The organism is Pseudomonas sp. AC532 (assembly GCF_979258965.1).
The window spans coordinates 2,903,955-2,926,526 of record NZ_OZ409888.1; the positions used below are offsets into that span (position 1 = coordinate 2,903,955).

The following is a 22,572-nucleotide window of genomic DNA, read 5'->3' on the forward strand; positions in this document are numbered from 1 at the left end:
AAACTGGGACTCCTGCCTGTCGCCGATCTGCTTACTGCTGCGCTATAGGCTCGCAGGGCTTTGGGTGCTTTTTCGCGGGCATGGACTGGGCGTGCCCGCCCGCTCAGACAGATGAACTCCATCACGGCGACCACCAGGGCAGACCTAACCTTGCTCCCGCCCCACGCCCCCTTCGAGCTTGCGCCACAACAGGCGCACCGCCGCCTTGCGCGACATGCTCCAGCGGTACAGGCGAATCTCCAGGGGGATGTGCCAGTGCTCCCTGCCGCATACCACCAGCTCGCCGCGCGCCAGCTCGGCATGCATCGACAGCCGCGGCACCCAGGCCACACCCAGGCCTTGCAGGGCCATGGCCTTGAGGCTGTCGGCCATCGCCGTTTCGTGCACGGTTGTCGAGCGCAAGGCGCGCTGGCGCAGCAACAGGTTCACCGAGCGGCCGAGGTAAGTGCCGGCGCTGTAAGCCAGCAGCGGTAGGCTCTGCCCGGCATCCAGGTCATGGAGCGGCGCGCCCAGCTCATCGACGGCGCAGACCGGCAGCATTTCGCTGACGCCCAGCGGCAGCGATGGAAACAGATCAGGGGCCAGTTGCACGGCGGCATCCTGGTCGTGGTACGCGAGGATCAGGTCACAGGTGCCTTCGCGCAGCGAGTGCACCGCCTCACCGACGTTGGTGGCCACCAGGCGCGTGGTCAGTGGCAGGCCGTCACGTCGCAGGCGGGCGATCCACTCCGGGAAAAAGCCGAAAACCAGGGAATGGGCGGCGGCGATCTGCAGCGCCTCGCCCTGCTGCCCCTCGAGGTGATGCAGGTGACGCACGACCTCGCCGAGCTGCTCGACCATGCTGCGCGCGGTAAGCAGAAACAGCTGACCGGACTCGGTCAGCTCCACCGGGGTGCGCGAGCGGTTGACCAGGGTCAGGCCCAGGGCCGCTTCCAGGCTCTGGATCCGCCGGCTGAATGCCGGCTGGGTCACGAAACGCTTCTGCGCCGCCTGGGAAAAACTGCGGGTGGCGGCCAGGGTGACGAAGTCTTCCAGCCATTTGGTTTCCAGGTTCACGGGGGGCCTCGTCATGCCGGGAGTAGATGCACACGTTTGGTGCGCACTGTCGGTCACACCTACATTATGCCGATTACGCATACCCTAGCAACCAACAGCATTGGCCTGCGCGGGGGGTGAGTCCTTATCCTACGGGACATCGCGGTATCTTCCGCGCATCCATGAGAATCGAGACATCATGTCCGCTGCTGCATTGTTTCGCGTCGAAAAAGACCTGCTCGGCACCCTCGAAGTCCCTGCCGAGGCCTACTACGGCATCCAGACCCTGCGTGCACTGAACAACTTCCGCCTGTCCGGCGTGCCGCTGGCTCACTACCCGAAACTGGTCGTGGCGCTGGCCATGGTCAAGCAGGCCGCAGCCGACGCGAACCGTGAGCTGGGTCACCTGCCCGCCGCCAAGCATGCCGCCATCAGCGAAGCCTGCGCACGCATCATTCGCGGCGACTTCCACGACCAGTTCGTGGTCGACATGATTCAGGGCGGCGCCGGCACGTCGACCAACATGAACGCCAACGAGGTGATCGCCAACATCGCCCTCGAAGCCATGGGCCACGCCAAAGGTGAATACAAGCATCTGCACCCCAACAACGACGTGAACATGGCGCAGTCGACCAACGACGCCTACCCCACCGCCATCCGCCTGGGCCTGCTGCTTGGCCACGACACCCTGCTGGCCAGCCTGGACAGCCTCATTCAATCCTTCGCGGCGAAAGGTCAGGAATTCAGCCACGTGCTGAAGATGGGCCGCACCCAGCTGCAGGACGCCGTGCCGATGACCCTCGGCCAGGAATTCCGCGCCTTTGCCACCACCCTCGGCGAAGACCTGGCGCGCCTGCGCAGCCTGGCGCCGGAGCTGCTCACCGAAGTGAACCTGGGCGGCACCGCGATCGGCACCGGCATCAACGCCGACCCGGGCTACCAGCACCTGGCGGTACAGCGCCTGGCGCTGATCAGCGGCCAGCCCCTGGTGCCGGCCGCCGACCTGATCGAAGCGACCTCCGACATGGGCGCCTTCGTGCTGTTCTCCGGCATGCTCAAGCGTACCGCGGTCAAACTGTCGAAGATCTGCAACGACCTGCGCCTGCTCTCCAGCGGCCCGCGCACCGGCATCAACGAGATCAACCTGCCGGCGCGTCAGCCGGGCAGCTCGATCATGCCCGGCAAGGTCAATCCAGTGATTCCGGAAGCGGTCAACCAGGTAGCCTTCGAGATCATCGGCAACGATCTGGCGCTGACCATGGCAGCCGAAGGCGGCCAGCTGCAGCTCAACGTGATGGAACCGCTGATCGCTTACAAGATCTTCGACTCGATCCGCCTGCTGCAACGCGCCATGGACATGCTGCGCGAGCATTGCATCAACGGCATCACCGCCAATGAAGACCACTGCCGCGCACTGATGGAGAACTCCATCGGCCTGATCACCGCGCTGAACCCCTATATCGGCTATGAGAACTCCACCCGTATCGCCAAGGAAGCGCTGATCAGCGGCCGTGGTGTGCTGGAGCTGGTGCGCGAGGAACAGTTGCTGGACGACGTCACCCTGGCCGAGATTCTGCGTCCGGAAAACATGATCGCCCCGCACCATCTCAAGCCGCTGGTGCCACCGGTGAAAGGGCCGCTCGTGCCGTAACGCCAAGCCCCCCCTCGCGCCCCCCGAGAAGCCCCTACTGTTTCACAGTCAGGGGCTTCATTCTTTGCGGGTCGTTGCCGTTTGCGCAAACTCAGGCTACAACGGCAGCAGCCCAACAAAGAGAAGCCGCCTCATGACCGTCAAAGCTGCGTGGATCGCCTGTTTGCTGTCCGTTTCGAGCCTCTTCGCCCTTCCCGTCCAGGCGCAGTTGCCGCCGGGTTACCAGGTGGTGTTACAAACGGAAAACTTTCCGCCATTCAACATGGCCGACAACGAAAAGAACTTCGCCCGTGACGCCAACATTCAGGGCGTCAGCACCACCATCGTGCGTGAAATGTTCAAGCGTGCCGGCATCGGCTACACCCTGACGCTGCGTTTCCCGTGGAGCCGCATCTACGACTCCACGCTGGCGAACGCCAGCCACGGCCTGTTTTCCACATCGATGAACGAAGCACGGCGTCCGCTGTTCAAGTGGGTGGGGCCGATTGCCAAGGTCGAACGCGTGCTGCTCGCCGCACCGGGATCGAATATTCCCAACCTGGCCAGCCTGGAAGAGGCTCGCCAGTACCGTATCGGCAGCTACAAGGACAGCGCCGCCAGCCAGGCCCTGGAGAAGGCCGGCCTGCAGCCGGCCAACACGCTGCGCGATCCGGAGAACATCGCCAAGTTGACCCAGGGGCGTATCGACCTGTGGGGCACCACCGATCCGGTATGGCGGCACCAGGCGCGCCAGCTGGGCGTCAACGGCCTGCGCAACGTACTGACCTTCGACCGCTCGGACCTGTACCTGGCCCTCAACCTCGACACCCCGGACGAAGTGGTCGCGCGCCTTCAACAGGCGCTGGACCAGATGAAGAGCGAAGGCTACGGCACCTGCAACAAACACCCGGAGCTGTGCTGATCGCAGCACGCCGCAGGCTCGTCTGACATTCCTGCGCAGCGGCAGCAAGGGCCCGCGTGGGCCGAAAGCCCCAGACCGGTTCACAGTCTGGGGCTTTACTCTTCACGACTCGTTGCCGTTTGCGCAGCGGCACGCTAAAAGGGCAGCGGCCTAACAAGGAGTCGTTCCAATGAGTGTCAACGCCGCATGGTTTGCCGGTCTGCTTGCCGTTTCCAGCCTATTCACCCCGCCCGCCCAGGCGGCACTGCCGCCTGACTACAAGGTGGTGCTGCAGACTGAAAACTTCCCGCCCTTCAACATGGCCGAGAGCGAGAAGAACTTCGCGCGAGACGCAAATATCCACGGCGTCAGCACCACCATCGTGCGCGAGATGTTCAAGCGCGCCGGCATCGACTACACCATGACCCTGCGCTTCCCGTGGAGCCGCGTGTACGACGACACCCTGGCCCGCGCCAATTACGGCTTGTTCTCCACCTCGATGAGCGAGGCGCGCCGCCCGCTGTTCAAATGGGTTGGCCCGATCGCCAAGGTCGAAGGTGTGCTGCTCGCCGCACCGAGCGCCAAGATCGAAAACCTGTCGAGCCTCGAGCAGGCGAGCCAATACCGCATCGGCAGTTACAAGGACGGCGCGGTCAGCCAGGCCCTGGAGCGGGCGGGCCTGCAACCGACCAACGCTCTGCGTGACCAGGAGAACATCGCCAAGCTCACCAGCGGCAAGATCGATCTCTGGGCCACCACGGACCCGGTGTGGCGCTATCACGCCAACCAGGCCGGCGTGACCGGCCTGCGCACCGTGCTGGTCATCGACCGCTCGGACATGTACCTGGCGCTCAACCTGGAAACACCGGACGAAGTCGTCACCCGCCTGCAACAAGCGCTGGATCAGATGAAGAGCGAAGGTTACGGCACCTGCAACAAGCACCCGGAGCTTTGCTGATAGCGGTTTTGCGTTCGTGCGCTGGCTGAATATTGGCATGGTCCATTCGAGGTCGGCGCTTCATCTGTGGGAACGGGCGGGGACGCCCAGTCCATGCCCGTGATCTCGCGCGCATGGACTAGGCGTCCCCGCGCGCTTCCACATAAGCAGCCAGTCCCGCAACCAATCGACGCCCGCCCTGCACTGCCGCCTCACTCCACCTCGAACAACCCATCGCGCACCGGCGCGTGCGCCAGGCGCTGGCGTATGTCTTCGTCGATGCGCGGGTCATCCGGCTGGTAGAGCATCACCTGGCGAAAGGTGCTGATGCGGTTGATCTCGGTACCGAGAAACTCCCATACCACGCGGGTGCAGGCGGGCGTGCGGCGGTCGCCGCTGGATACGCCGGTCTTCAGGCCGTTGAGCCGGGTGATGCGGCTCTTGAAGCTGGGGATCAGAATGGTCTGGCTCATCTCGTTGACGGTCAGCGACTCGTAGTCGATGAGGAACAACCGATCCTGCAACTGGAACGCGGCGCCGAGGTAGCGGCAACGCGCCGAGTCTTCGGTCGGCCCGCTCAGGGACGTCACCTGGCGCTCCTGGCGCTCGAACAGGAAGGCGCCGCCCTCTTCACGCATGTGGATCAACGACAGCAGGATGGTGCCCGGCACCGACATGCAATTGGCGTATTCGAAGTAGTAGCCGCAGTAACGAGACAAGTCGCCGGACTGTTCGCGCAGTGGTTGTAACAAGGCGTGTAAGGGATCCTGCTCGGCAGGCGCGCCCAGCTGTGCGCCCCGGGCACCGATCAGGCGCGCGAATTGATCGCACGGCAAGCCCAGCTCATAGCCCTCGACGCCGAAAAAATCCCCAATGCGCTTGAGGTTATACGCGGTCGGCTGGCTCTCTCCAGACAGGTACTTGTTGAACTGCGCACGGTTGATGCCAACTTTGCGGCACACCTCGGCAATCGAGCGGTAGTGGCTGCACAGCAACCGGAGGTTGTCACCGAGGTACACGGACATGGTCGGCTCATCTGATGCGAGTGACGTGATTATAGCATCAGGTCGCATCACCTAGGATCGACCCGCGAAATTGCCGCTTGCGCCTCTTTGGCCAACCATGGCGATCGGACGCTACGCTCAAGCCGTCTATTCGACGGTCACGCCTCGGGCGTACGGGCCACTGCCAGGCTCTGTCACGGCGCAGGCGTCCCAGGCACCGGCCAATCGCCGCGCCACGCGTCATACCCTAATAATAAACAGGAAGAGTGCCATGCTCGATCTACTCAACGACCTAATCTGGAGCAAAGTGCTGATCGTCATGCTGGTGGGCCTCGGGCTCTACTTCAGCATCCGTTCGCGCTTCGTTCAGTTCCGCTACTTCACCAGCATGTTCCAGATTTTCAGCCAGGCGCTGGTGCGCAAGCCGGGACAGCTCAGCTCGTTCCAGGCACTGATGCTCAGCGTTGCCGGCCGTGTTGGCGCCGGTAACATCGCCGGTGTGGCCGTGGCCATCACCCTGGGCGGCCCAGGCGCCGTGTTCTGGATGTGGCTGGTTGCGCTGGTCGGCATGGCCACCAGCTATTTCGAATGCTCGCTGGCCCAGCTCTACAAGCAGAATGAAGGCGACGGCACCTACCGAGGCGGCCCCGCGTTCTACATCCTGCATGGCCTGGGTCAGCGCTGGATGGCGATCGTGTTCTCGATCCTGTTGCTGATCACCTTCGGCTTTGGCTTCAACGCCCTGCAGTCGTTCACCGTGGCCAGCTCGATGCATGACACCTTCGGCATTCCGGAGTGGATCAGCGGCGTGGTACTGGTGTGCATCATCGGCCTGATCATTTTCGGCGGCATCAAGCGCATCGCCAAGTTCGCCGACATTCTGGTACCGGTCATGGCCGGCTCCTACATCGCCCTGGCCTTGTTCGTGATCGGCAGCAACATCTCCCAAGTGCCGGACACCCTGATGCTGATCGTGCGCAGTGCCTTCGGCCTGGAGCCGGCGTTCGCGGGCGGCATCGGCGCGGCCATCATCATGGGCGTCAAGCGCGGCCTGTTCTCCAACGAAGCCGGCCTGGGCAGCGCCCCGAACGTGGCAGCAGTCGCCGAAGTGCCGCACCCAGCGGCGCAGGGCATCGTGCAGTCGCTGAGCGTGTTCATCGATACGCTGATCATCTGCACCTGCACCGCGATGATCATTCTGCTGTCCGGCACCTATGCGCCCGGCAGCGAAGTCGGCGGCGTAATCCTCACTCAGAGCGCACTGGCCGCCATCGTCGGCGAGTGGGGCCGCGTGTTCATCAGCGTCGCCCTGGCCCTGTTCGTGTTCACCACGCTGATCTACAACTACTACCTCGGCGAGAACGCCCTGGGCTTCTTCAGCAAGAGCCGCGTGTTGCTGCAGGTCTACCGCGTGCTGGTGATCGTGCTGGTCATGTGGGGCTCGACCCAGGACCTGGGCACCGTGTTCGGCTTCGCCGACGTCACCATGGGCCTGCTGGCCATCGTCAACCTGATCGCCATGGCCCTGCTGTTCAAGACCGGCCTGCGCCTGATGGACGACTACGACGCACAGATCAAGGCGGGCGTGAAGACCCCGGTATTCGATCCGGCCAAGTTCGCTGATCTGAAACTCGACAAGACCTCCTGGCCTGCCTTGAAGCCAGGGCACAGTGCGCAGGACACTCAGCAGCGCTGAGTCTCCACGTGTGCCGCTGCTTCGCGCTCGCGCAGCAGCGGCACACCGCACCCGTTAGGCTGCCAGCCTCAGGGCTCTCACCAGCGCCTACCGATACCGGGCCATTGCCTACGATTGTTTCCAAGGTGCCTATGTCTTCCTTGAATATCCTCGTGCTTTACACCGGCGGCACCATCGGCATGCAGACCAGCGCTGCCGGTCTGGCGCCGGCGTCCGGCTTCGAAGCACGCCTGCGTGCGCAGCAGGCCACGCAAACCGAACGCCTGCCTCGATGGACCTTCCGCGAAATGCTGCCGCCGATCGACAGCGCCAACATGAGCCAGGACAACTGGCTGGCGATGGTCGAAGCAATCTGCCAGGGCGTCGAGCAGGACGGCTACGACGGCGTACTGGTGCTGCATGGCACCGATACCCTGGCCTACAGCGCTGCAGCGCTGAGCTTCCTGCTGCTGGGCCTGCCGGTGCCCGTGGTGCTGACCGGCTCGATGCAGCCGGCGGGGGCCGACAACAGCGACGCCTGGCGCAACCTGTTCGGCGCCATGCAGGCTTTGCACGACGGCGTGCGCCCAGGCGTGCACCTGTATTTCGACGGCGCGCTGATGCATGGCGCCCGGGTCAGCAAATTGCGCAGCGATGCGTTCGACGCGTTCCAGATCATGCCGCGGCGGCGTCAGGGCGAGCGGCTGACCGAGTTGCCCGCGCATATCGACTACCGCCAGCCACGCCAGCCGGTCAACCTGCTCAGCCTGCCATTGGTGCCCGGCCTGCAGGCAGGCCACCTGCGCGCCCTGCTGGGCAGCGGTGTGCAGGGTTTGCTGCTGGAGTGCTACGGCAGCGGCACCGGGCCGTCGGACAATGCCGAGTTGCTCGACGTGCTGCGTGAGGCACACGCGCGCGGCGTGGTGCTGGCAGCGATCAGCCAGTGCCCGCAGGGGCATGTGGAGTTCGGTGTCTATGCGGCCGGCAGCCAACTGGCCGCGGTCGGCCTGGTCTCGGCCGGCGGCATGACCCGCGAGGCGGCGCTGGGCAAATTGTTCGCGCTGCTCGGTGCCGGGCTGACGCGAGAGGAAGTGGAACGGCTGTTTGGCCTGGATCTGTGCGGCGAAAACGCCGACCACTGATCGTCAACTATCCGTAACATCGGCTGGGCATAGTCGCAGGCCTTACGAACCTACGACTGGTCCCCACGATGTCGAGCTCCCTACGGCTGCGCCCGCTTCCCCTCGTTCTGGCCCTGCAGGCCGCCATCGTCAGCCCGGCATTCGGCGCCAGCTTCAATGTCGCTACGGGCTCCATCAGCAGCAGCGGCCAGACCCTGGAGGCTGGTGAGACTGGCAACGTGGCCAGCGGCGGCTCGCTCAGCGTGGCCGGTGATGGCGTGGCCGTGGCGGTGCGCGCCGGCAATACGACCCTTACCAACGCCGGCGATATCCGTCAGACCGGCACCGCCCGTGCCATCGACGCCAACAACGGCAACCCGCTCTTCACCCTGAACAACCAGGCGGGCGCCACCATCGACGCGGTGGGCAACGTCGCCATTCGTCTCAACCGCACCGGCGGTCAGTACCGCATAGACAACCAGGGCACCCTCTCCCAGAGCGGCCAGGCGGTTGACGGCGAACGGGCGATCAAGGCCGACGCCGCCTATACCAGCAGCGGCAACCAGATCATCAATGGCGCGCAGAACAACCGCGACGCCGTGATCAGCTCGGCGGGCAATGATGCCCTGCGCCTGGGCAACAACTTCACCCTGACCAACTACGGGCGGATTTTTTCCACCGGCACGGTCAACACCAGTTGCCCAGGCTACCTGAGCAGCCAGTGCACCAATGACTACTCGGCTGCCGATGGCGTGGCCATCGAGAACCAGCGCGCCAATGTCGCCATCCTCAACCACGGCAGCATCGAAGGGCCGCGCCACGGCATCGACGGCGGTGCAGCGCTGGCAGCCGACGCCGATGCCCACCTGGCCGGCCTCGAGCGCCTGGTGATCCGCTCGGCAACGGACAGCGGGGTGAGCTTCGACAAGGTGGTCGCGGGAGTCACCACCGAAAACGTGCAGATCGCCAACCCGGTGGTCATCAACTACGCCGACGGCAGCGTGATCGGCAGGAACGGTTCGGGTGTAGGCCTGGACGGCCACGGGGTGGTGTTCAACTACGGCCTGATCAGCGGCCGCTATGCCGGCGCCGGAAATATCTACGACCATGAAGGCCTGGGCCTGACCATCGACAATGGCGACGGTGACGGCGTGGACATCGACGGCATTGCCTACATCGAAAACCAGGGTCGCATCGAGGGCCTGGGGGCCGGCGGCCTGGATTCCGGCGGCCGCCCCAATGGTGGCGACGGCATCGCCGCGGGTGGCGGCACCATCCGCAACCTGGCCGGCGCGACGATTTTCGGGCAGAGCGCCGGCATCCTGGTCGACGACGGCGCCAACGGCAGCGAGCACCCGACCGGGCGCGGCACCCTCGGTGACAAAGCGGCCAACGGTGGCGTCGCCCATATCGTCAACGCTGGCGACATCACCGGCGCCGACAAGGTCGGCATCGGCCTGGTCGGCAGCTACGATGACGTGCTGATCAACGAGGCCAGCGGCATCATCCGTGGCGGCCTGCAAACCGTCCGGGTCGACGAACTGGGCAGCAACACTGCGGCGGCTGCCGTGCAAATGGGCGCCGGCAACGACAAGCTGACCAACGCCGGGCTGATCGAAGGTCTCAACGGCCTCGCCGTGGACCTGGGCGACGGCGACGACAACCTGACGCTGCGTTCCACCGCGCGCTTCAGCGGCGTGGTCGATGGCGGTGCAGGCACCGACAGCGTGACGCTTGACGATGCTGCAGGCGGCCGCTTCGCCAACAGCCGCAATTTCGAGAACCTGGACGTACGCAGCGGCGCCTGGAGCCTGAACAGCAACGACTTCAGTGCAAACACACGCATCTACAGCGGCGCCAGCCTGCTCAACCTGGGCGTCCTGCAAGGCGATGTGCAGGTCGACGGTGGTGCAACCTTCGGCGGTGGCAGCATCAGCGGCAACCTCGACCTGGCCAGCGGCTCGACCCTGGCGCTGGCGGTGAGCCCCAGCGGAGCCAGCACTACGTTGCAGGTAGGCGGCAATGTGGCGTTGAGCGGAGCGAGCCTGCGCATCGACGCCATTGCGGGGGACTACCCGCTGCAGAGCCGCTATCAGGTTCTCCAGGCCGACGGAGCGATCACCGGCACCTTCGCCGATCTCGGCAGCAGCCTGGCCTTCCTCACACCGACCCTGCAGTACGCCACCCACAGCGTGGATCTGACCCTGACCCGCAATGACCGCGGTTTCGCCGACCTGGCACGCACCGCCAACGGCAGAGGCGCGGCAAGCGCACTGCAATCCCAGGGCGGCGGCACGCTGTACAACGCGCTACTGACCAGCAGCCTCGATGCGGCCGGCAACGCCATCGACCAGTTGAGCGCCAGCAGCAACGCCAGCCTGATGACCGCCAGCCTGGCCGGCAGCGCGCAGGTGGGCAGCAGCATGCTGGGCGCCATGCAGCAGATGGGCGGCAACGACCTGCAGGCCTCCCTGCTGCGCGACGATGGGCCGCTGCTGGCCGCCAACGGCATTGCGCCATATGCCCGCACCCTCAACGACCCACGTGCTGAAGGTCGCCTCTGGCTGCAGGGCCTTGGCAGCCACGGCAAACTCGACGGCAGCAATGGCGCTGCCGACCTGACACAGGATACCCGCGGCGCGGTACTGGGCGCCGACTGGGCGGTCGACCCGGCCTGGCGGGTCGGTGTGCTGGGTGGCTATGCGCGTACCGATGTGGATGCCGGCCCGGGCGTTTCCAGCGACATCGACAGCCTGCACCTGGGCATCTATGCCCTGCGCCAGAATGGCCCCCTGGCGCTGCGTCTGGGTGCTGCCTACAGCCATCACGACAACAGCAGCACGCGACAGGTGACGTTCGCCGGCTTCAGCGACCGCCTGCGTGGCGACTACACCGCCAACAGTCAGCAGGCCTTCGCGGAGCTGGGCTACCAGTTGGCCAGCGCGCGACTGCTCGCCGAACCCTTCGCGGCCGTGGGCTACCAGCGCTACCGCCACGCATCCTATGCCGAGAAAGGCGGCGATGCGGCGCTGCGTGTCGAGAGCCAGCAGGAGGATCATGTCAGCAGCACCCTGGGCGTGCGTCTGGCCCATCTCGGCACCCTGGACAACGGCATGAGCGTCACCCCGCGCGCCAGCCTCGGCTGGCGCCACACCTATGGCGACCTCAATAGCCAGGCCCGGCAATCCTTCCTCAGCGGCGGCAATGCGTTCAGCGTCGAAGGCACCGCCCTGGACCGCGACAGTCTGCTCGCCGAAGCCGGTCTGGACGTCGGCATCAGCAACGGCCAGCGCCTGGGCCTGGGTTACAGTGGCGAGTACGGCAGCCGTGCCCAGAACCATGCCCTGGTCGCGCAGTGGCAGCTGCGCTTCTGATTACCGGCGGGGGCGCTGCCGGCATCGCGGCGCGTGCCAACCGCTCGCCGTGCGAGCAATTTGCCGGCATGTGTGGCACAGGTCATGGAACGTGGCGCGACGAGCCGGTATAGTCGCGCCCGGCTGACGGAAGCCAGCCTCTTTTCCTGCCTACTGACATACAAGGACGTCCCATGCCTTTGCTTCGCTCCAGCGTATTCCTGCTGCTCATCCTGGCCATCACCGGCTGCTCGACCAAAGCCTTTTTCAAGTTGCCGGAGCAAAGCACCGTCAGCATCAACGAGCGTGCCGAACAGCACCCGCAAGGCCTGGTGAAGATTCGTCCGTTCTTCTGGAACCGTGCTGGCGGCGTGCCGTACAAACTGACCAGCACCACCACCGGCCAGCCCATCTCCGAAGGCCGGCTGAGCACGCGCTTTCGCGTGGTGTCGATCTTCTGGCCGCCCTACAGCATCATTTACTGGCCGATGGGCTTTCGCCACCCGTGCTATGACCTGACCACCCCGGTAGCCGGGACCTGCACCGATCAGGACCTGATGATGCTGCGCAAAGCCTACCGCGACGCCCAGTGATGGCGAGGCTGCCGCCCTGGCAGCCCACTAGCCCCGGGGGATCGGCAACCTGCTTCGGTCCCCCATGCGTCACTCGATGGTCTTGCAGGCCATCGAAGCCGCTCAGAACACCGACCAGCCAATCCGCTCACTGAGCACTTCCAGCGCGGCCATGCCGGCCAGCGAGTTGCCGGCTGCGTTGAGCCCCGGTGACCAGACGCAAATCGTGTACTTCCCCGGCACCACTGCGACGATGCCGCCGCCCACGCCACTCTTGCCCGGCAGGCCGACGCGATAGGCGAAGTTGCCGGCTTCGTCGTAGAGCCCGCTGGTGGCCATGATCGAATTGACCTGCTGGGTCTGCCGCACGCTGAGGACCTGCTCGCCGCTGTGCTTGCAGAAACCGTCGCTGGCCAGGAAGCAGAAGGCCTTGGCCAGGTCGACGCAGCTCATGCTCAGCGCGCAGTGGCTGAAGTAGCCACGCAGCACCTTTTCCACATCATTGTGAAAATTGCCGAACGACTGCATCAGGTAGGCCATGGCCGCGTTGCGCGCACGGTGCTGGTATTCCGACTCGGCGATACGGTTGTCCACCGTTACCTGCGGGTTGCCGGACAAGCGCCGCACGAAATCGCGCATCGACAGCACCGGCGCGGCAAAACGCGACTGGTTGATGTCGCTGATCACCAGTGCACCGGCATTGATGAACGGGTTGCGTGGCCGGCCGTTCTCCAGTTCCAGCTGCAGCAGCGAGTTGAACGGCTGCCCGGACGGCTCGTGGCCGAGGCGCTGCCAGATGGCCTCGCCGCTGTGCTGGATGGCCTGCACGAGGCTGAACACCTTGGAGATACTCTGGATCGAGAACGGCGTGCGGGCATCGCCGGCGGTGAACAGCTCGCCATCGTTACCGTAGACAGCGATCCCCAACTGATCGGCCGCCACATCGGCCAGCGCGGGGATGTAGTCGGCCACCTTGCCCTGGCCGGTCAGCGGCCTGACCTGATCGAGGATTTCATTGAGCAATGCTTGCATGTTCAGACTCTCGACGAGGCTCGGCATGGCGCCGGAGCGATCCTGTCTAGACGCCAGGATCGTCAACCGGAGCACATGCGGCCGCTCAGTTCAGGCGCTGCGCCAGCACGCTGATGTGCTCCGGGCCGATTCCGCAGCAGCCGCCAAGGTGGCTGGCGCCACGGGCGCGCCAGTCGGCGACCCAGCGCAGATAGCCCGGTGGGTCGAGGTCTTCGCGCAGTGGGTCCAGGCCATCGTTGGCGGTGGCTTCTTCGGGCTGCGGCGGAAAGGCGTTGGCGTAGGCGCCGATGGCGACCGTGGCGCCGAGACTCGCGAAGGTCTCGCGCGCCACGTCGATGGCGCCACCGATAACCTCCGGCTGGCTGCAGTTGAACAGCAGCACCTCGACGCCCAGCTCTGCGGCTGCGCGGGCCGCATCGGCGACCGGTTCGCCGGAGCGCAGACGCGGGACATCATCGACATCCTCATCACGCAGGGTGAACGACAGCCAGAACGGCTTGCCGTCCTCCGGCAGATGGGCATGAATCGCACGGGCTTCGGCGATGGCGCTCTGGGTTTCAGCCAGCCACAGGTCGACATGCGCTGCCAGCCCGTCGATCAGCGGCGTGAGCAGCTCGGTGACCCGCTCCGGCTGGAACAGATCGGGGCGGTAGGAGCCGAACAGTGGCGGCAGCGAACCAGCGACGCGGACCGGCGAGCTAGCGCGATCCGCCGCGTTGCGCGCCAGTTGCCCGGCACGCTCGGCGAGCGCACGCCCCTCTCCCGCGAAGCGTTGCTCGCCGATATGAAAGGGCACCACGGCATAACTGTTGCTGGTGATTACCTGGCTACCGGCGGCAATATACGCAGCATGCACCGCTTCTACCTGCTCCGGCGCCTCGGTGAGGGCCAGTGCCGACCACTCCGGTTGGCGAAACGGCGCACCACGGCGCTGCAGTTCGCGGCCCATGCCGCCATCGAGCAGGATCAAAGGTTGGTCGGCCATATAAGCTCCAGTCATATCGATATGCATTCAATTCATTTGGACGCATGGGTTTATAACTATTTAATACGCCATCCCTGCCTGTCACAACCTCTTTCGTGCTCAAGGAATCCTGTGAAAACCACGCTAATCGCGGCCCTCGGCCTGACCCTCGCTTCCTTCTGCAACCTGGCCCTGGCAGGCCCGACCCTGGACCGTATCGAAAAGAACGGCGAGCTGGTCAACGTGTTGATGGAAAACTACCCGCCGTTCTCCTTCCTCAACGACCAGAATCAGCTCGACGGCTTCGACGTCGACGTGGCCAAGGCGGTGGCCGACAGACTGGGCGTCAAACTGCGCCTGGAAACGCCCTCCTGGGACGTGATCGCCGCGGGCCGCTGGAGCGGGCGCTACGACATCTGCATCTGCTCGATGACGCCCAGCCAGGCACGCGCCCAGGTGTTCGATTTCCCGGTTACCTACTACGCCTCACCCGCGGTGATCGTGGTCAACGCCGCGGATGAGCGCATCCAGTCCGCCAAGGATCTCTCCGGCCTCAAGGTGGGGGTGACCAGCGCCTCGTCCTACGAGGGCTACCTGAACAAGGACCTGGTTATCGAAGGTGCCGAAGACAAGCCGCTGCAATACCCGTTCGACGCCGTGCAGGTCGCTCCGTACGACAACGACACCGTGGCCTTCCACGACCTCGCCCTGGGTGCTGGCGTGCGCCTCGATGCGATCCTCACCAACCTGGTCACCGCGCAGCCGCGCATCGATCAGGACAAACGCTTCAAGCTGGCCGGCGCCGCGCTGTATGCCGAACCCAACGCCGTGGCCATCGAGAAGGACGATGCCGAGTGGCGTGCCAAGGTCGAGAGCGTCTTCGCAGAACTGCGCAAGGACGGTACCCTGGCGGCCATTTCCAAGAAGTGGATCGGTTCCGATATCAGCCAATGACCCCACCTGAATCCCCTCGCCCGCCACCTGTGGCGGGCGAGTCGTTGCTGCAGCGCCTGTTCGGCTTTCGCACCCGCCTGTACGTCACCTGGGCGATCATGTTCGCCCTGTGCGTGGCATTTTTTCTCAGCTTCGACCTGAAGTTGTCGATCATCCTCGACAAACTGCCGAACCTGCTCGGCGCCAATCTGGCGCCCAACGGTTTTCTGCAGGGCGCGGCGCTGACCCTGTTCCTGTGCTTCTGCTCGATCTGGGCATCCCTGGCGCTGGGTTTCGTCACCGCCCTGGCGCGCCTGTCGAAGAGCGCCGTGGCCTTCGGCATCGCCAGCTTTTACGCCTCTTTCTTTCGCGGCACGCCGCTGCTGATCCAGATCCTGCTGATCTACCTGGGCCTGCCGCAACTGGGCCTGGTGCCGGGTGCGATCACCGCCGGGATCATTGCGCTGTCGCTGAACTACGGCGCCTACCTGAGCGAAATCTTCCGCGCCGGGCTGATCGGCGTGGCCCCCGGCCAACGCGAAGCCTCCCTGGCGCTGGGGCTCAAGCCGGCGGTGATCTTCTGGCGGGTGACCCTGCCCCAGGCCATGCGCACCATCATCCCGCCGACCACCAGCCAGTTCATTTCGATGCTCAAGGACTCCTCGCTGATCTCGGTGATGGGCGTCTGGGAAGTGATGTTCCTGGCCCAGTCGTATGGTCGCTCGTCCTACCGCTACATCGAGATGCTGACCACCGCAGCGGTGATCTACTGGCTGCTGTCGATCGGCCTGGAACTCATCCAGGCGCGCCTCGAGCGCCATTACGGCAAGGCCTACCTGAACGGGCGTTAGTCGCCCCACTTGCACACGCGCTTGCGGAGCCTGCCGAGGCATCGCAGGATGGCGGTCGACCACCTTTTCTGGAGACCTGCCATGACCGTCCGCATACCTGTGGAAATCCGCGCCGTCACCGCTGCCGACCACGCCGCCTGGCTGCCGTTGTGGCAGGGCTACCAGCGCTTCTACATGACCGAGATCGCCGCCGATGTCAGCGCCACCACCTGGCAGCGCTTTCTCGACCCCGCCGAGCCGATGTTCGCCGCCCTGGCCTGGCGCGACGGCGAGGCCATCGGCCTGGTGCAGTGGATCTACCATCGCTCCTGCTGGACCAGCGGCGACTACTGCTACCTGCAGGACCTGTTCATCGGCAAGGACGTACGCGGCGGCGGCGTGGGCCGCCAGTTGATCGAACATGTCTATGCGCAAGCCCGCGAGAACGGCTGTTCACGTGTGCACTGGCTGACCCACGAAACCAACGCCAAGGCCAAACTGCTCTATGAACGCATCGGAGAGCGCTCCGGCTTCGAGCAGTACCGCAAACTGCTGTGAACCTGTCGCCAACGCTGAATAACGAGGAATCGCGCCCATGCTGAAAAGCACCCACGCCACCGGCGGCCTGTTCGTCGCTCCTCACCATCTTGCCGCCCAGGCCGGGCGCGATGTGCTCAAGGCCGGCGGTAACGCCGTGGAGGCGATGGTCGCGGCGGCGGCGACCATCGCGGTGGTCTATCCGCACATGAACGCCATTGGCGGTGATGGTTTCTGGCTGATTCACGAGCCGGGCAAGCAGCCCTTGGCTATCGACGCCTGTGGCAGCAGCGCGGCACTCGCCGACCGTGATTTCTACGCCGGCCACGCGCAGATTCCCAGCCGCGGCCCATTGGCAGCGCTGACCGTGGCGGGCACCGTCGGTGGCTGGGCCGAAGCACTGGCGCAGACTACCCACTGGCAGCCAACGCTGGCGGTGCCGGAGCTGCTCGCCGATGCCATCGGCCATGCCCGCCGCGGCATCGTGGTCAGCCGCAGCCAGGCGCAACTGACCCGGAGCAAGCTGGCCGAACTGCAGGATGTGCCTGGCTTCGCCAAGGTCTACCTGCACAATGGGCAGGCGCCGCGCGAAGGCGATCTGCTGCGCCAGCCGGCCCTGGCCGCGACCCTGCAGCGCCTGGCCGATGCTGGCCTGGACGACTTTTATCGCGGTGAGCTGGCCGCCAGCATGGCCGCCGACCTCGAACGCCTGGGCAGTCCGCTGCGCCTGACCGACCTGCAAAGCTACAGAGCCCAAGCGGTCGAGCCGCTGAGCGTGCGCCTGGCCGACGCCACCCTGTACAACCTGCCGCCGCCCACCCAGGGGCTGGCCTCGCTGCTGATCCTCGGCATCTTCGAAAAGCTCGGTATCGAGCAGGCCGAAGGCTTCGCCCATGTGCACGGGCTGGTCGAGGCAACCAAACAGGCGTTCCTGATCCGCGACCGCGTGGTGACCGATCCCTCCCGTGTGCCGCAGGACCCGCAAGGCCTGCTGGACGACGCCAACCTGCAGCGCCTGGCCGCCGCCATCGACCCGCAGCACGCACTGCCGTGGCCACAACCGGCCGCGCCGGGCGACACCATCTGGATGGGTTGCATCGACGATAAGGGCCGCGCTGTCAGCTTCATTCAAAGCGTGTACTGGGAGTTCGGCTCGGGCGTCGTGCTGCCGTCCAGCGGCGTCGCCTGGCAGAACCGCGGGATCAGTTTCTCTCTCGATCCTGCCGCGCTGCAGACCCTGGAACCGGGCCGCAAGCCGTTCCACACCCTAAATCCGGCATTGGCGCTGTTCGACGATGGCCGCACCCTCAGCTACGGCACCATGGGCGGCGAAGGGCAGCCCCAAACCCAGGCGGCGATCCTCAGCCGCTACCGTCTGGGTAGCGACTTGCAGGCCGCGGTCAGCGCACCACGCTGGCTACTTGGCCGCACCTGGGGCGACGTCAGCACCACGCTCAAACTGGAAAGCCGCTTCCCGCCTGCGTTGGTCGAGCAACTGCGGCAGGCCGGGCATATCGTCGAGGTACTGGACGAGGCCTTCAGCGACACCATGGGCCATGCCGGCGCGCTGCTGCGCCATCCCTCTGGGGTGCTGGAAGGCGCTGCCGACCCGCGCAGCGATGGCAGCGTCTGCGGGTTGTAGCGCCCGGGCTGCAGAACGAAATGGCCCCACTCATGCGGGGCCATTTCGTTGGTGAGCTTGCAGGCTGACCGCTCCTCACGCTCTGCGTGAGGGCTGCCGCAATCGCTGGCTGGTGCCCGCCAATCGGCAATGTAGGGTGGACGTCGCTTTTCACGTCCACCGACACGGTGGATCGATGAAGCGTGATCCACCCTACATGCTGCACGCTGCCCGAAACGAAAACGCCCCGCTGAGCAGCGGGGCGTTTTCATGGGCGAGCGATGTGTCAGTCTGCGTCTTTCCAATCCTTGCGGCTCATGTAATCGCGGGTTTCCTTGACCACGATACCGGAGAGCAGCAACAGGCCGATCAGGTTGGGCAGCGCCATCAGACCGTTGGCGATATCGGAGAACGTCCACACCACTTCCAGGGATGTCACCGCGCCGACGAACACCATCACCGAGAAGATCAGTCGGTACGGCATCACCGCGACGCGGCCCAGCAGCCGCTCCATGCAACGCTCGCCATAATACGACCAGCCGAGAATGGTGGTGAACGCATACACCATGACGCTGATGGCCACGGTATAGAGGCCCCAGCCGCCGCCCATCCCCTGCTCCAGCGCCCAGGCAGTCATCGGCGCGCCCTTCAGGCCTTCCTGCATCCAGGCGCCCGTGACGATGATCGCCAGCGCGGTGAAGGTCACCACCACCAGCGTGTCGAGGAAGGTCTGGGTCATCGACACCATGGCCTGGCGAACCGGTTTGTCGGTCTTCGCCGCGGCCGCCGCGATGGCGCCTGTGCCCAGGCCGGATTCGTTGGAGAAGATGCCGCGGGCCACGCCCATCTGCACGGCAAGAATGATGCTCGACCCCAGGAAGCCGCCGGCAGCCGCCGAGCCGCTGAAGGCATCGGTGAAGATCAGCGTTATGGCAGCCGGCAAACGGTCGGCGAATGCCACCAGCACGACGATGATGCAGGCGATGTAGAGCACGATCATCAGCGGCACGACGGCCGCGGCGAAACGGCCAATGCTCTTGATGCCGCCGATGATGACCACCGCGGTGACCAGCGCCAGGCACAAACCACTGACCACCGGAGAAATGCCCCAGGTGTCGTACAACTGATGCGCCGCGGTGTTGGACTGCACCATGTTGCCGATGCCGAACGAGGCGAGTACGCCGAAGATCGCGAAGGCGATGCCCAGGGTCTTGCCGAACCAGCCGCCGACACCGTGGGTCAGGTAGTACATGGGCCCGCCGCTCTGCTCACCCTTGGCATCGGTGACGCGGTACTTCACGCCCAGCAAGGCCTCGGAATACTTGGTCGCCATGCCCAGCAGCCCGGTCATCCACATCCAGAACAGCGCCCCCGGCCCGCCAATCCCGATGGCGGTCGCCACGCCGGCAATGTTGCCCACGCCAACGGTCGCGGCCAGTGCCGTGGCCAGTGCCTGGTAGTGAGAGACGTCGCCGGGCACGTCGCCTTTTTCCGACCGTTTCACGAATGCCAGCCAGAATGCATGGCCGAGCACGCGGAACTGCAGGCCGCGCAGGCGAATGGTCAGGTACAGGCCGGTCAGCAACAACAGCGGGATCAGCAGGAACGGGCCCCAGACGAAGCTGTTGATGCTGGAAAGTACAGCGAGAAAAGAATCCATCGGATGGTTATCCTTTTTGTTATGTCCATTTACGGCTCGTGGCCGCCAGGATCGGCATGGCGCGGGTAGCGCTCTGAGAGGTACCGAACGGGAAACGCGTCATGAACACGATTTCTGAAAAACGGTCGGCGTATCAACCGATTGCAAGCGCAGCGATTGTTGCCAGAGCGGCAAGGCTATAACAACTTGCCACCGGGTGGGACCGGAAAAACAGGATATTTAGCTGTACGGAAGTGTTTATTCAGGCATTTCTAGTGGCGCCGCGCACTCGGCCGGGTATCAGGCGCAGCGGCTGCAACACACTTCAGCGGCTGCAGTTGCCAGCGCGCCCAGGCCGCTTCCCACCCATCATGATGGCTGACGCCTGGCAGCTCGATGCGCTCTGCACACGGCGCGTGGCCAAGCTCCTCCAGGTAATGGCGGGTAACCGCAGCGGGCACCACACCGTCCTCGGTACCGACGAGATGACGCTGCGCGATGTGCGCCAGCCGCTCGGGATAATCCAGCGGTTCCAGTGATCCCTCTAATGGACTCAACTGCTGCACCTGCGCCCAGTAGCGCGGGCTCAGGTTACCGGCGAGGGTCTGCACGCCAGCGATATCGTCTCGCCGGGCGGCGAGCAGCAGGGCAAGCGCGGCACCGCCCGAGTAGCCGACCAGCTCGAACTCGCGGTTGCCATAGCGCGCCTTGATCAGGTCGAGGGCCTGGTCGAGGCTGCCCAGCACCTCCGCGCCGAAGCGCTGATTGGTCCACAGCCGGGTGTTGCAGCCCGGAGCCCTGACGAACTGACAGGGCCGCGCCAGGTACAGGCTCGGCGTCGGGTCGCTGAACGCCAGGCGCGCCACCAGCAGATCACGCGGGGACGGATCCAGGCTGGGCTGCGAGGGCGTCGCCCAGGCATGGCCGTCGCCCTCCAGATAAACGCGCAGACGCGCTGCGGCCGGTACATGGCCCGGCGCAGCGAGCAGCAAGGGAAAGGGCTTGCTGTCCAGGGTCTGTAATCGCTGGTCATGCTGGCCAGCCAGTTCACCCAGCCGCTGTTGCGATGACTGGCAGCCGCCCAAGGCAAGGGCCAGCAGCGCGCCGACAAGCAGCGCGGCCGGCCTTGCCAGGCGGACGATCAGCATCCGGTGAGCTTCGCCTCGCGGCGCTCGCCGGGAAAGAACAACGGCCGCAGGCGCACGCCCACTCCGTTCCCCACGAACGCGGCCACCAGCCACAGCCACCCATGCAGGCTGCCCGAGGCAATACCGCTGAAGTAGGCGCCGATGTTGCAGCCATAGGCCAGGCGCGAGCCGTAGCCGAGCAACAAGCCACCGATGACGGCCGCCACCAGCGAGCGCAGCGGGATGTTCAGGTTCGGTGCGAAGCGACCGGCCAGGCCGGCGGCCAGCAGTGCACCGATGACGATGCCGATATCCATCACCGTGGTGATGTCTTCCCACAGCGGCGCAGCCAGCGCCTGGGCATTGCCCGGCTGCTGCCAGAAGGCCCAGGCGGAAACGTCCACGCCGGTGCCTTGCAGCACCTTGGCGCCCCACAGCGCGAATGCCGAGGTGATGCCCCACGGGCGACCGGCCAGCGCCAGGGTGGCGAAGTTCAGCAGCGCCAGCAGCACCGCACCCCAGACCAGCGGCCAGGGGCCGCGCAGGAAACGCTGCCAGCCTTGCTGCTCACTCGGCGCCGCACGCTCCAGGCTGCCGTGGCGGCGCAACTCCAGACGAGCACTGAGCGCAGCGATGGCGGCGAACAAGGCCAGGCTGACCAGCAGTGCCGGCACCAGCCCCAGGCTGCTGACGATGGAGGTCGGCGGCAGGCTCGGCAGCGCCGACCACCACTCCAGGTGATGGGTCGCCACCACGCCACCAATGATGAAGAACAGCAGGGTCACCAGCATCCGCGCATTGCCGCCGCCCACGGTGAACAGCGTGCCGGACGCACAGCCGCCACCCAGCTGCATGCCGATACCAAAGATGAACGCACCGACGATCACCGAGGTACCCGCCGGCGCCACCAGGCCCCTGACCGGCTCGCCGAACAGGGTGCCGGCCGAGAGAGCGGGGAAGAACAGCAGCACGGCAATGGCCAGCATCACCATCTGCGCGCGCAAGCCGGCGCCACGGCGCTCGTTGAGCAACACGCGCCAGGCCGAGGTGAAACCGAACGCCGCGTGATAGAGCACCAGGCCCAGCGCGCCGCCGACGATGAACAACAACGCTTGGCGGCCACTGACCACAAAGGTCAGGGCCAGGGCGCCGACCAACAGCAGCGCCACGGCAACCAACGGCGTAGCCGAGCGATTGGCTGGCGCTGCGGCAGGAATGGACAGACTCATATAGACCTTCGAATAACCAATTGAAACGGTCGGCTATTCTAGCCCGCCCTGGATGCCCCGGCATGCGGATGCTTAGAACGATTGCTGAAAAGGTTATGCCATCGAGCGATTCACGGTCTTTATGCGCATGAAGCGCCAATTACAAGGCGCAAGCAGCCGTAGGGTGGATGACGCTCTTTTCATCCACCATTGCGATCGCAGAGCGGTGGACGGGTCGGGCCGTGTAGGTGGGGCGTCGTCCACCCTACGACTGTGGGAGCGGGCCGTGCCCGCGAATAATCACGGGCATGGCCCGTTCCCACAATGAATCACCGAAAGTCCGCTTCCGCCATTTAGCTGCCAAAGTCGACGAACCTGGGCTGAAAGATTATTGGCAGGGTCTCAGAGCACTCCCGTCATGGGCGATCGGCGGCGTAAAGAGGCCACACTGAG

18 protein-coding genes are annotated in these 22,572 nt (G+C 65.2%); 11 read left to right on the forward strand and 7 right to left on the reverse strand.

Annotated features, from left to right (window positions below):
• Positions 1-144: 144 nt before the first annotated feature.
• Positions 145-1,056, reverse strand: coding sequence for a LysR substrate-binding domain-containing protein (locus ACZ0AV_RS13710; RefSeq protein WP_499151535.1), 912 nt, complete (start codon positions 1,054-1,056; stop codon positions 145-147).
• Between the two features lie 178 nt (positions 1,057-1,234).
• Here ACZ0AV_RS13710 and aspA point away from each other — a divergent pair, with 178 nt between their 5' ends.
• The 3 genes from aspA to ACZ0AV_RS13725 all read left to right on the forward strand — a co-directional run bounded on the left by aspA (position 1,235) and on the right by ACZ0AV_RS13725 (position 4,524).
• A complete protein-coding gene (gene aspA, locus ACZ0AV_RS13715; protein ID WP_499151536.1) occupies positions 1,235-2,686 on the forward strand; it encodes an aspartate ammonia-lyase in 1,452 nt (483 codons plus the stop codon).
• A 133-nt stretch (positions 2,687-2,819) separates the two neighbouring features.
• On the forward strand, positions 2,820-3,587 hold the full coding sequence (locus ACZ0AV_RS13720; RefSeq protein WP_499151537.1) for a substrate-binding periplasmic protein: 768 nt from the start codon (positions 2,820-2,822) through the stop codon (positions 3,585-3,587).
• A 169-nt stretch (positions 3,588-3,756) separates the two neighbouring features.
• Positions 3,757-4,524 carry a substrate-binding periplasmic protein gene (locus ACZ0AV_RS13725; RefSeq protein ID WP_499151538.1) on the forward strand — a complete coding sequence of 256 codons (768 nt, stop codon included), beginning with the start codon at positions 3,757-3,759 and terminating at the stop codon, positions 4,522-4,524.
• A gap of 191 nt (positions 4,525-4,715) precedes the next feature.
• Here the strand turns inward: ACZ0AV_RS13725 and ACZ0AV_RS13730 are convergent, their stop codons facing one another.
• Positions 4,716-5,528, reverse strand: a complete 813-nt coding sequence (locus ACZ0AV_RS13730; RefSeq protein WP_499151539.1) for a helix-turn-helix domain-containing protein — start codon at positions 5,526-5,528, stop codon at positions 4,716-4,718.
• A 250-nt stretch (positions 5,529-5,778) separates the two neighbouring features.
• Here ACZ0AV_RS13730 and ACZ0AV_RS13735 point away from each other — a divergent pair, with 250 nt between their 5' ends.
• From ACZ0AV_RS13735 to ACZ0AV_RS13750, 4 genes are all read left to right on the forward strand, one after another.
• Entirely contained in the window at positions 5,779-7,203 is a 1,425-nt protein-coding gene (locus ACZ0AV_RS13735; protein ID WP_499151540.1) for an alanine/glycine:cation symporter family protein, read from the forward strand.
• Between the two features lie 131 nt (positions 7,204-7,334).
• Entirely contained in the window at positions 7,335-8,324 is a 990-nt protein-coding gene (locus ACZ0AV_RS13740; RefSeq protein ID WP_499151541.1) for an asparaginase, read from the forward strand.
• 68 nt (positions 8,325-8,392) lie between these two features.
• Positions 8,393-11,677 carry an autotransporter family protein gene (locus ACZ0AV_RS13745; RefSeq protein ID WP_499151542.1) on the forward strand — a complete coding sequence of 1,095 codons (3,285 nt, stop codon included), beginning with the start codon at positions 8,393-8,395 and terminating at the stop codon, positions 11,675-11,677.
• 173 nt (positions 11,678-11,850) lie between these two features.
• Positions 11,851-12,249, forward strand: a complete 399-nt coding sequence (locus ACZ0AV_RS13750; protein WP_499151543.1) for a hypothetical protein — start codon at positions 11,851-11,853, stop codon at positions 12,247-12,249.
• Positions 12,250-12,351: 102 nt separating this feature from the next.
• Here ACZ0AV_RS13750 and glsB read toward each other — a convergent pair whose 3' ends face one another.
• Together glsB and ACZ0AV_RS13760 are read right to left on the reverse strand one after the other, a co-directional pair.
• Complete coding sequence (gene glsB / locus ACZ0AV_RS13755; RefSeq protein WP_499153363.1) at positions 12,352-13,260, reverse strand: glutaminase B; 909 nt, start codon at positions 13,258-13,260, stop codon at positions 12,352-12,354.
• Positions 13,261-13,345: 85 nt separating this feature from the next.
• Positions 13,346-14,245, reverse strand: a complete 900-nt coding sequence (locus tag ACZ0AV_RS13760; protein WP_499151544.1) for a homocysteine S-methyltransferase family protein — start codon at positions 14,243-14,245, stop codon at positions 13,346-13,348.
• 111 nt (positions 14,246-14,356) lie between these two features.
• Between ACZ0AV_RS13760 and ACZ0AV_RS13765 the strand changes: the two genes are divergently transcribed.
• The 4 genes from ACZ0AV_RS13765 (at position 14,357) to ACZ0AV_RS13780 (ending at position 18,166) form a co-directional block, all read left to right on the forward strand.
• Positions 14,357-15,178, forward strand: a complete 822-nt coding sequence (locus tag ACZ0AV_RS13765) for an ABC transporter substrate-binding protein (RefSeq protein WP_499151545.1) — start codon at positions 14,357-14,359, stop codon at positions 15,176-15,178.
• Entirely contained in the window at positions 15,175-16,008 is an 834-nt protein-coding gene (locus tag ACZ0AV_RS13770; protein WP_499151546.1) for an amino acid ABC transporter permease, read from the forward strand. Before ACZ0AV_RS13765 ends, ACZ0AV_RS13770 begins: the two co-directional genes overlap by 4 nt.
• Positions 16,009-16,089: 81 nt before the next feature.
• Entirely contained in the window at positions 16,090-16,545 is a 456-nt protein-coding gene (locus ACZ0AV_RS13775) for a GNAT family N-acetyltransferase (RefSeq protein ID WP_499151547.1), read from the forward strand.
• Between the two features lie 37 nt (positions 16,546-16,582).
• Positions 16,583-18,166, forward strand: coding sequence for a gamma-glutamyltransferase family protein (locus tag ACZ0AV_RS13780; protein WP_499151548.1), 1,584 nt, complete (start codon positions 16,583-16,585; stop codon positions 18,164-18,166).
• 265 nt (positions 18,167-18,431) lie between these two features.
• Here ACZ0AV_RS13780 and ACZ0AV_RS13785 read toward each other — a convergent pair whose 3' ends face one another.
• The 3 genes from ACZ0AV_RS13785 to ACZ0AV_RS13795 all read right to left on the reverse strand — a co-directional run bounded on the left by ACZ0AV_RS13785 (position 18,432) and on the right by ACZ0AV_RS13795 (position 22,140).
• Complete coding sequence (locus ACZ0AV_RS13785; protein WP_499151549.1) at positions 18,432-19,805, reverse strand: alanine/glycine:cation symporter family protein; 1,374 nt, start codon at positions 19,803-19,805, stop codon at positions 18,432-18,434.
• A gap of 251 nt (positions 19,806-20,056) precedes the next feature.
• The gene (locus tag ACZ0AV_RS13790) at positions 20,057-20,932 is read right to left on the reverse strand and encodes an alpha/beta hydrolase (protein ID WP_499151550.1); all 876 of its coding nucleotides are present in this window, start codon (positions 20,930-20,932) and stop codon (positions 20,057-20,059) included.
• Positions 20,926-22,140 carry a YeeE/YedE family protein gene (locus ACZ0AV_RS13795; RefSeq protein ID WP_499151551.1) on the reverse strand — a complete coding sequence of 405 codons (1,215 nt, stop codon included), beginning with the start codon at positions 22,138-22,140 and terminating at the stop codon, positions 20,926-20,928. The genes ACZ0AV_RS13790 and ACZ0AV_RS13795 overlap by 7 nt, the downstream gene beginning before the upstream one ends.
• Positions 22,141-22,572 lie beyond the last annotated feature (432 nt).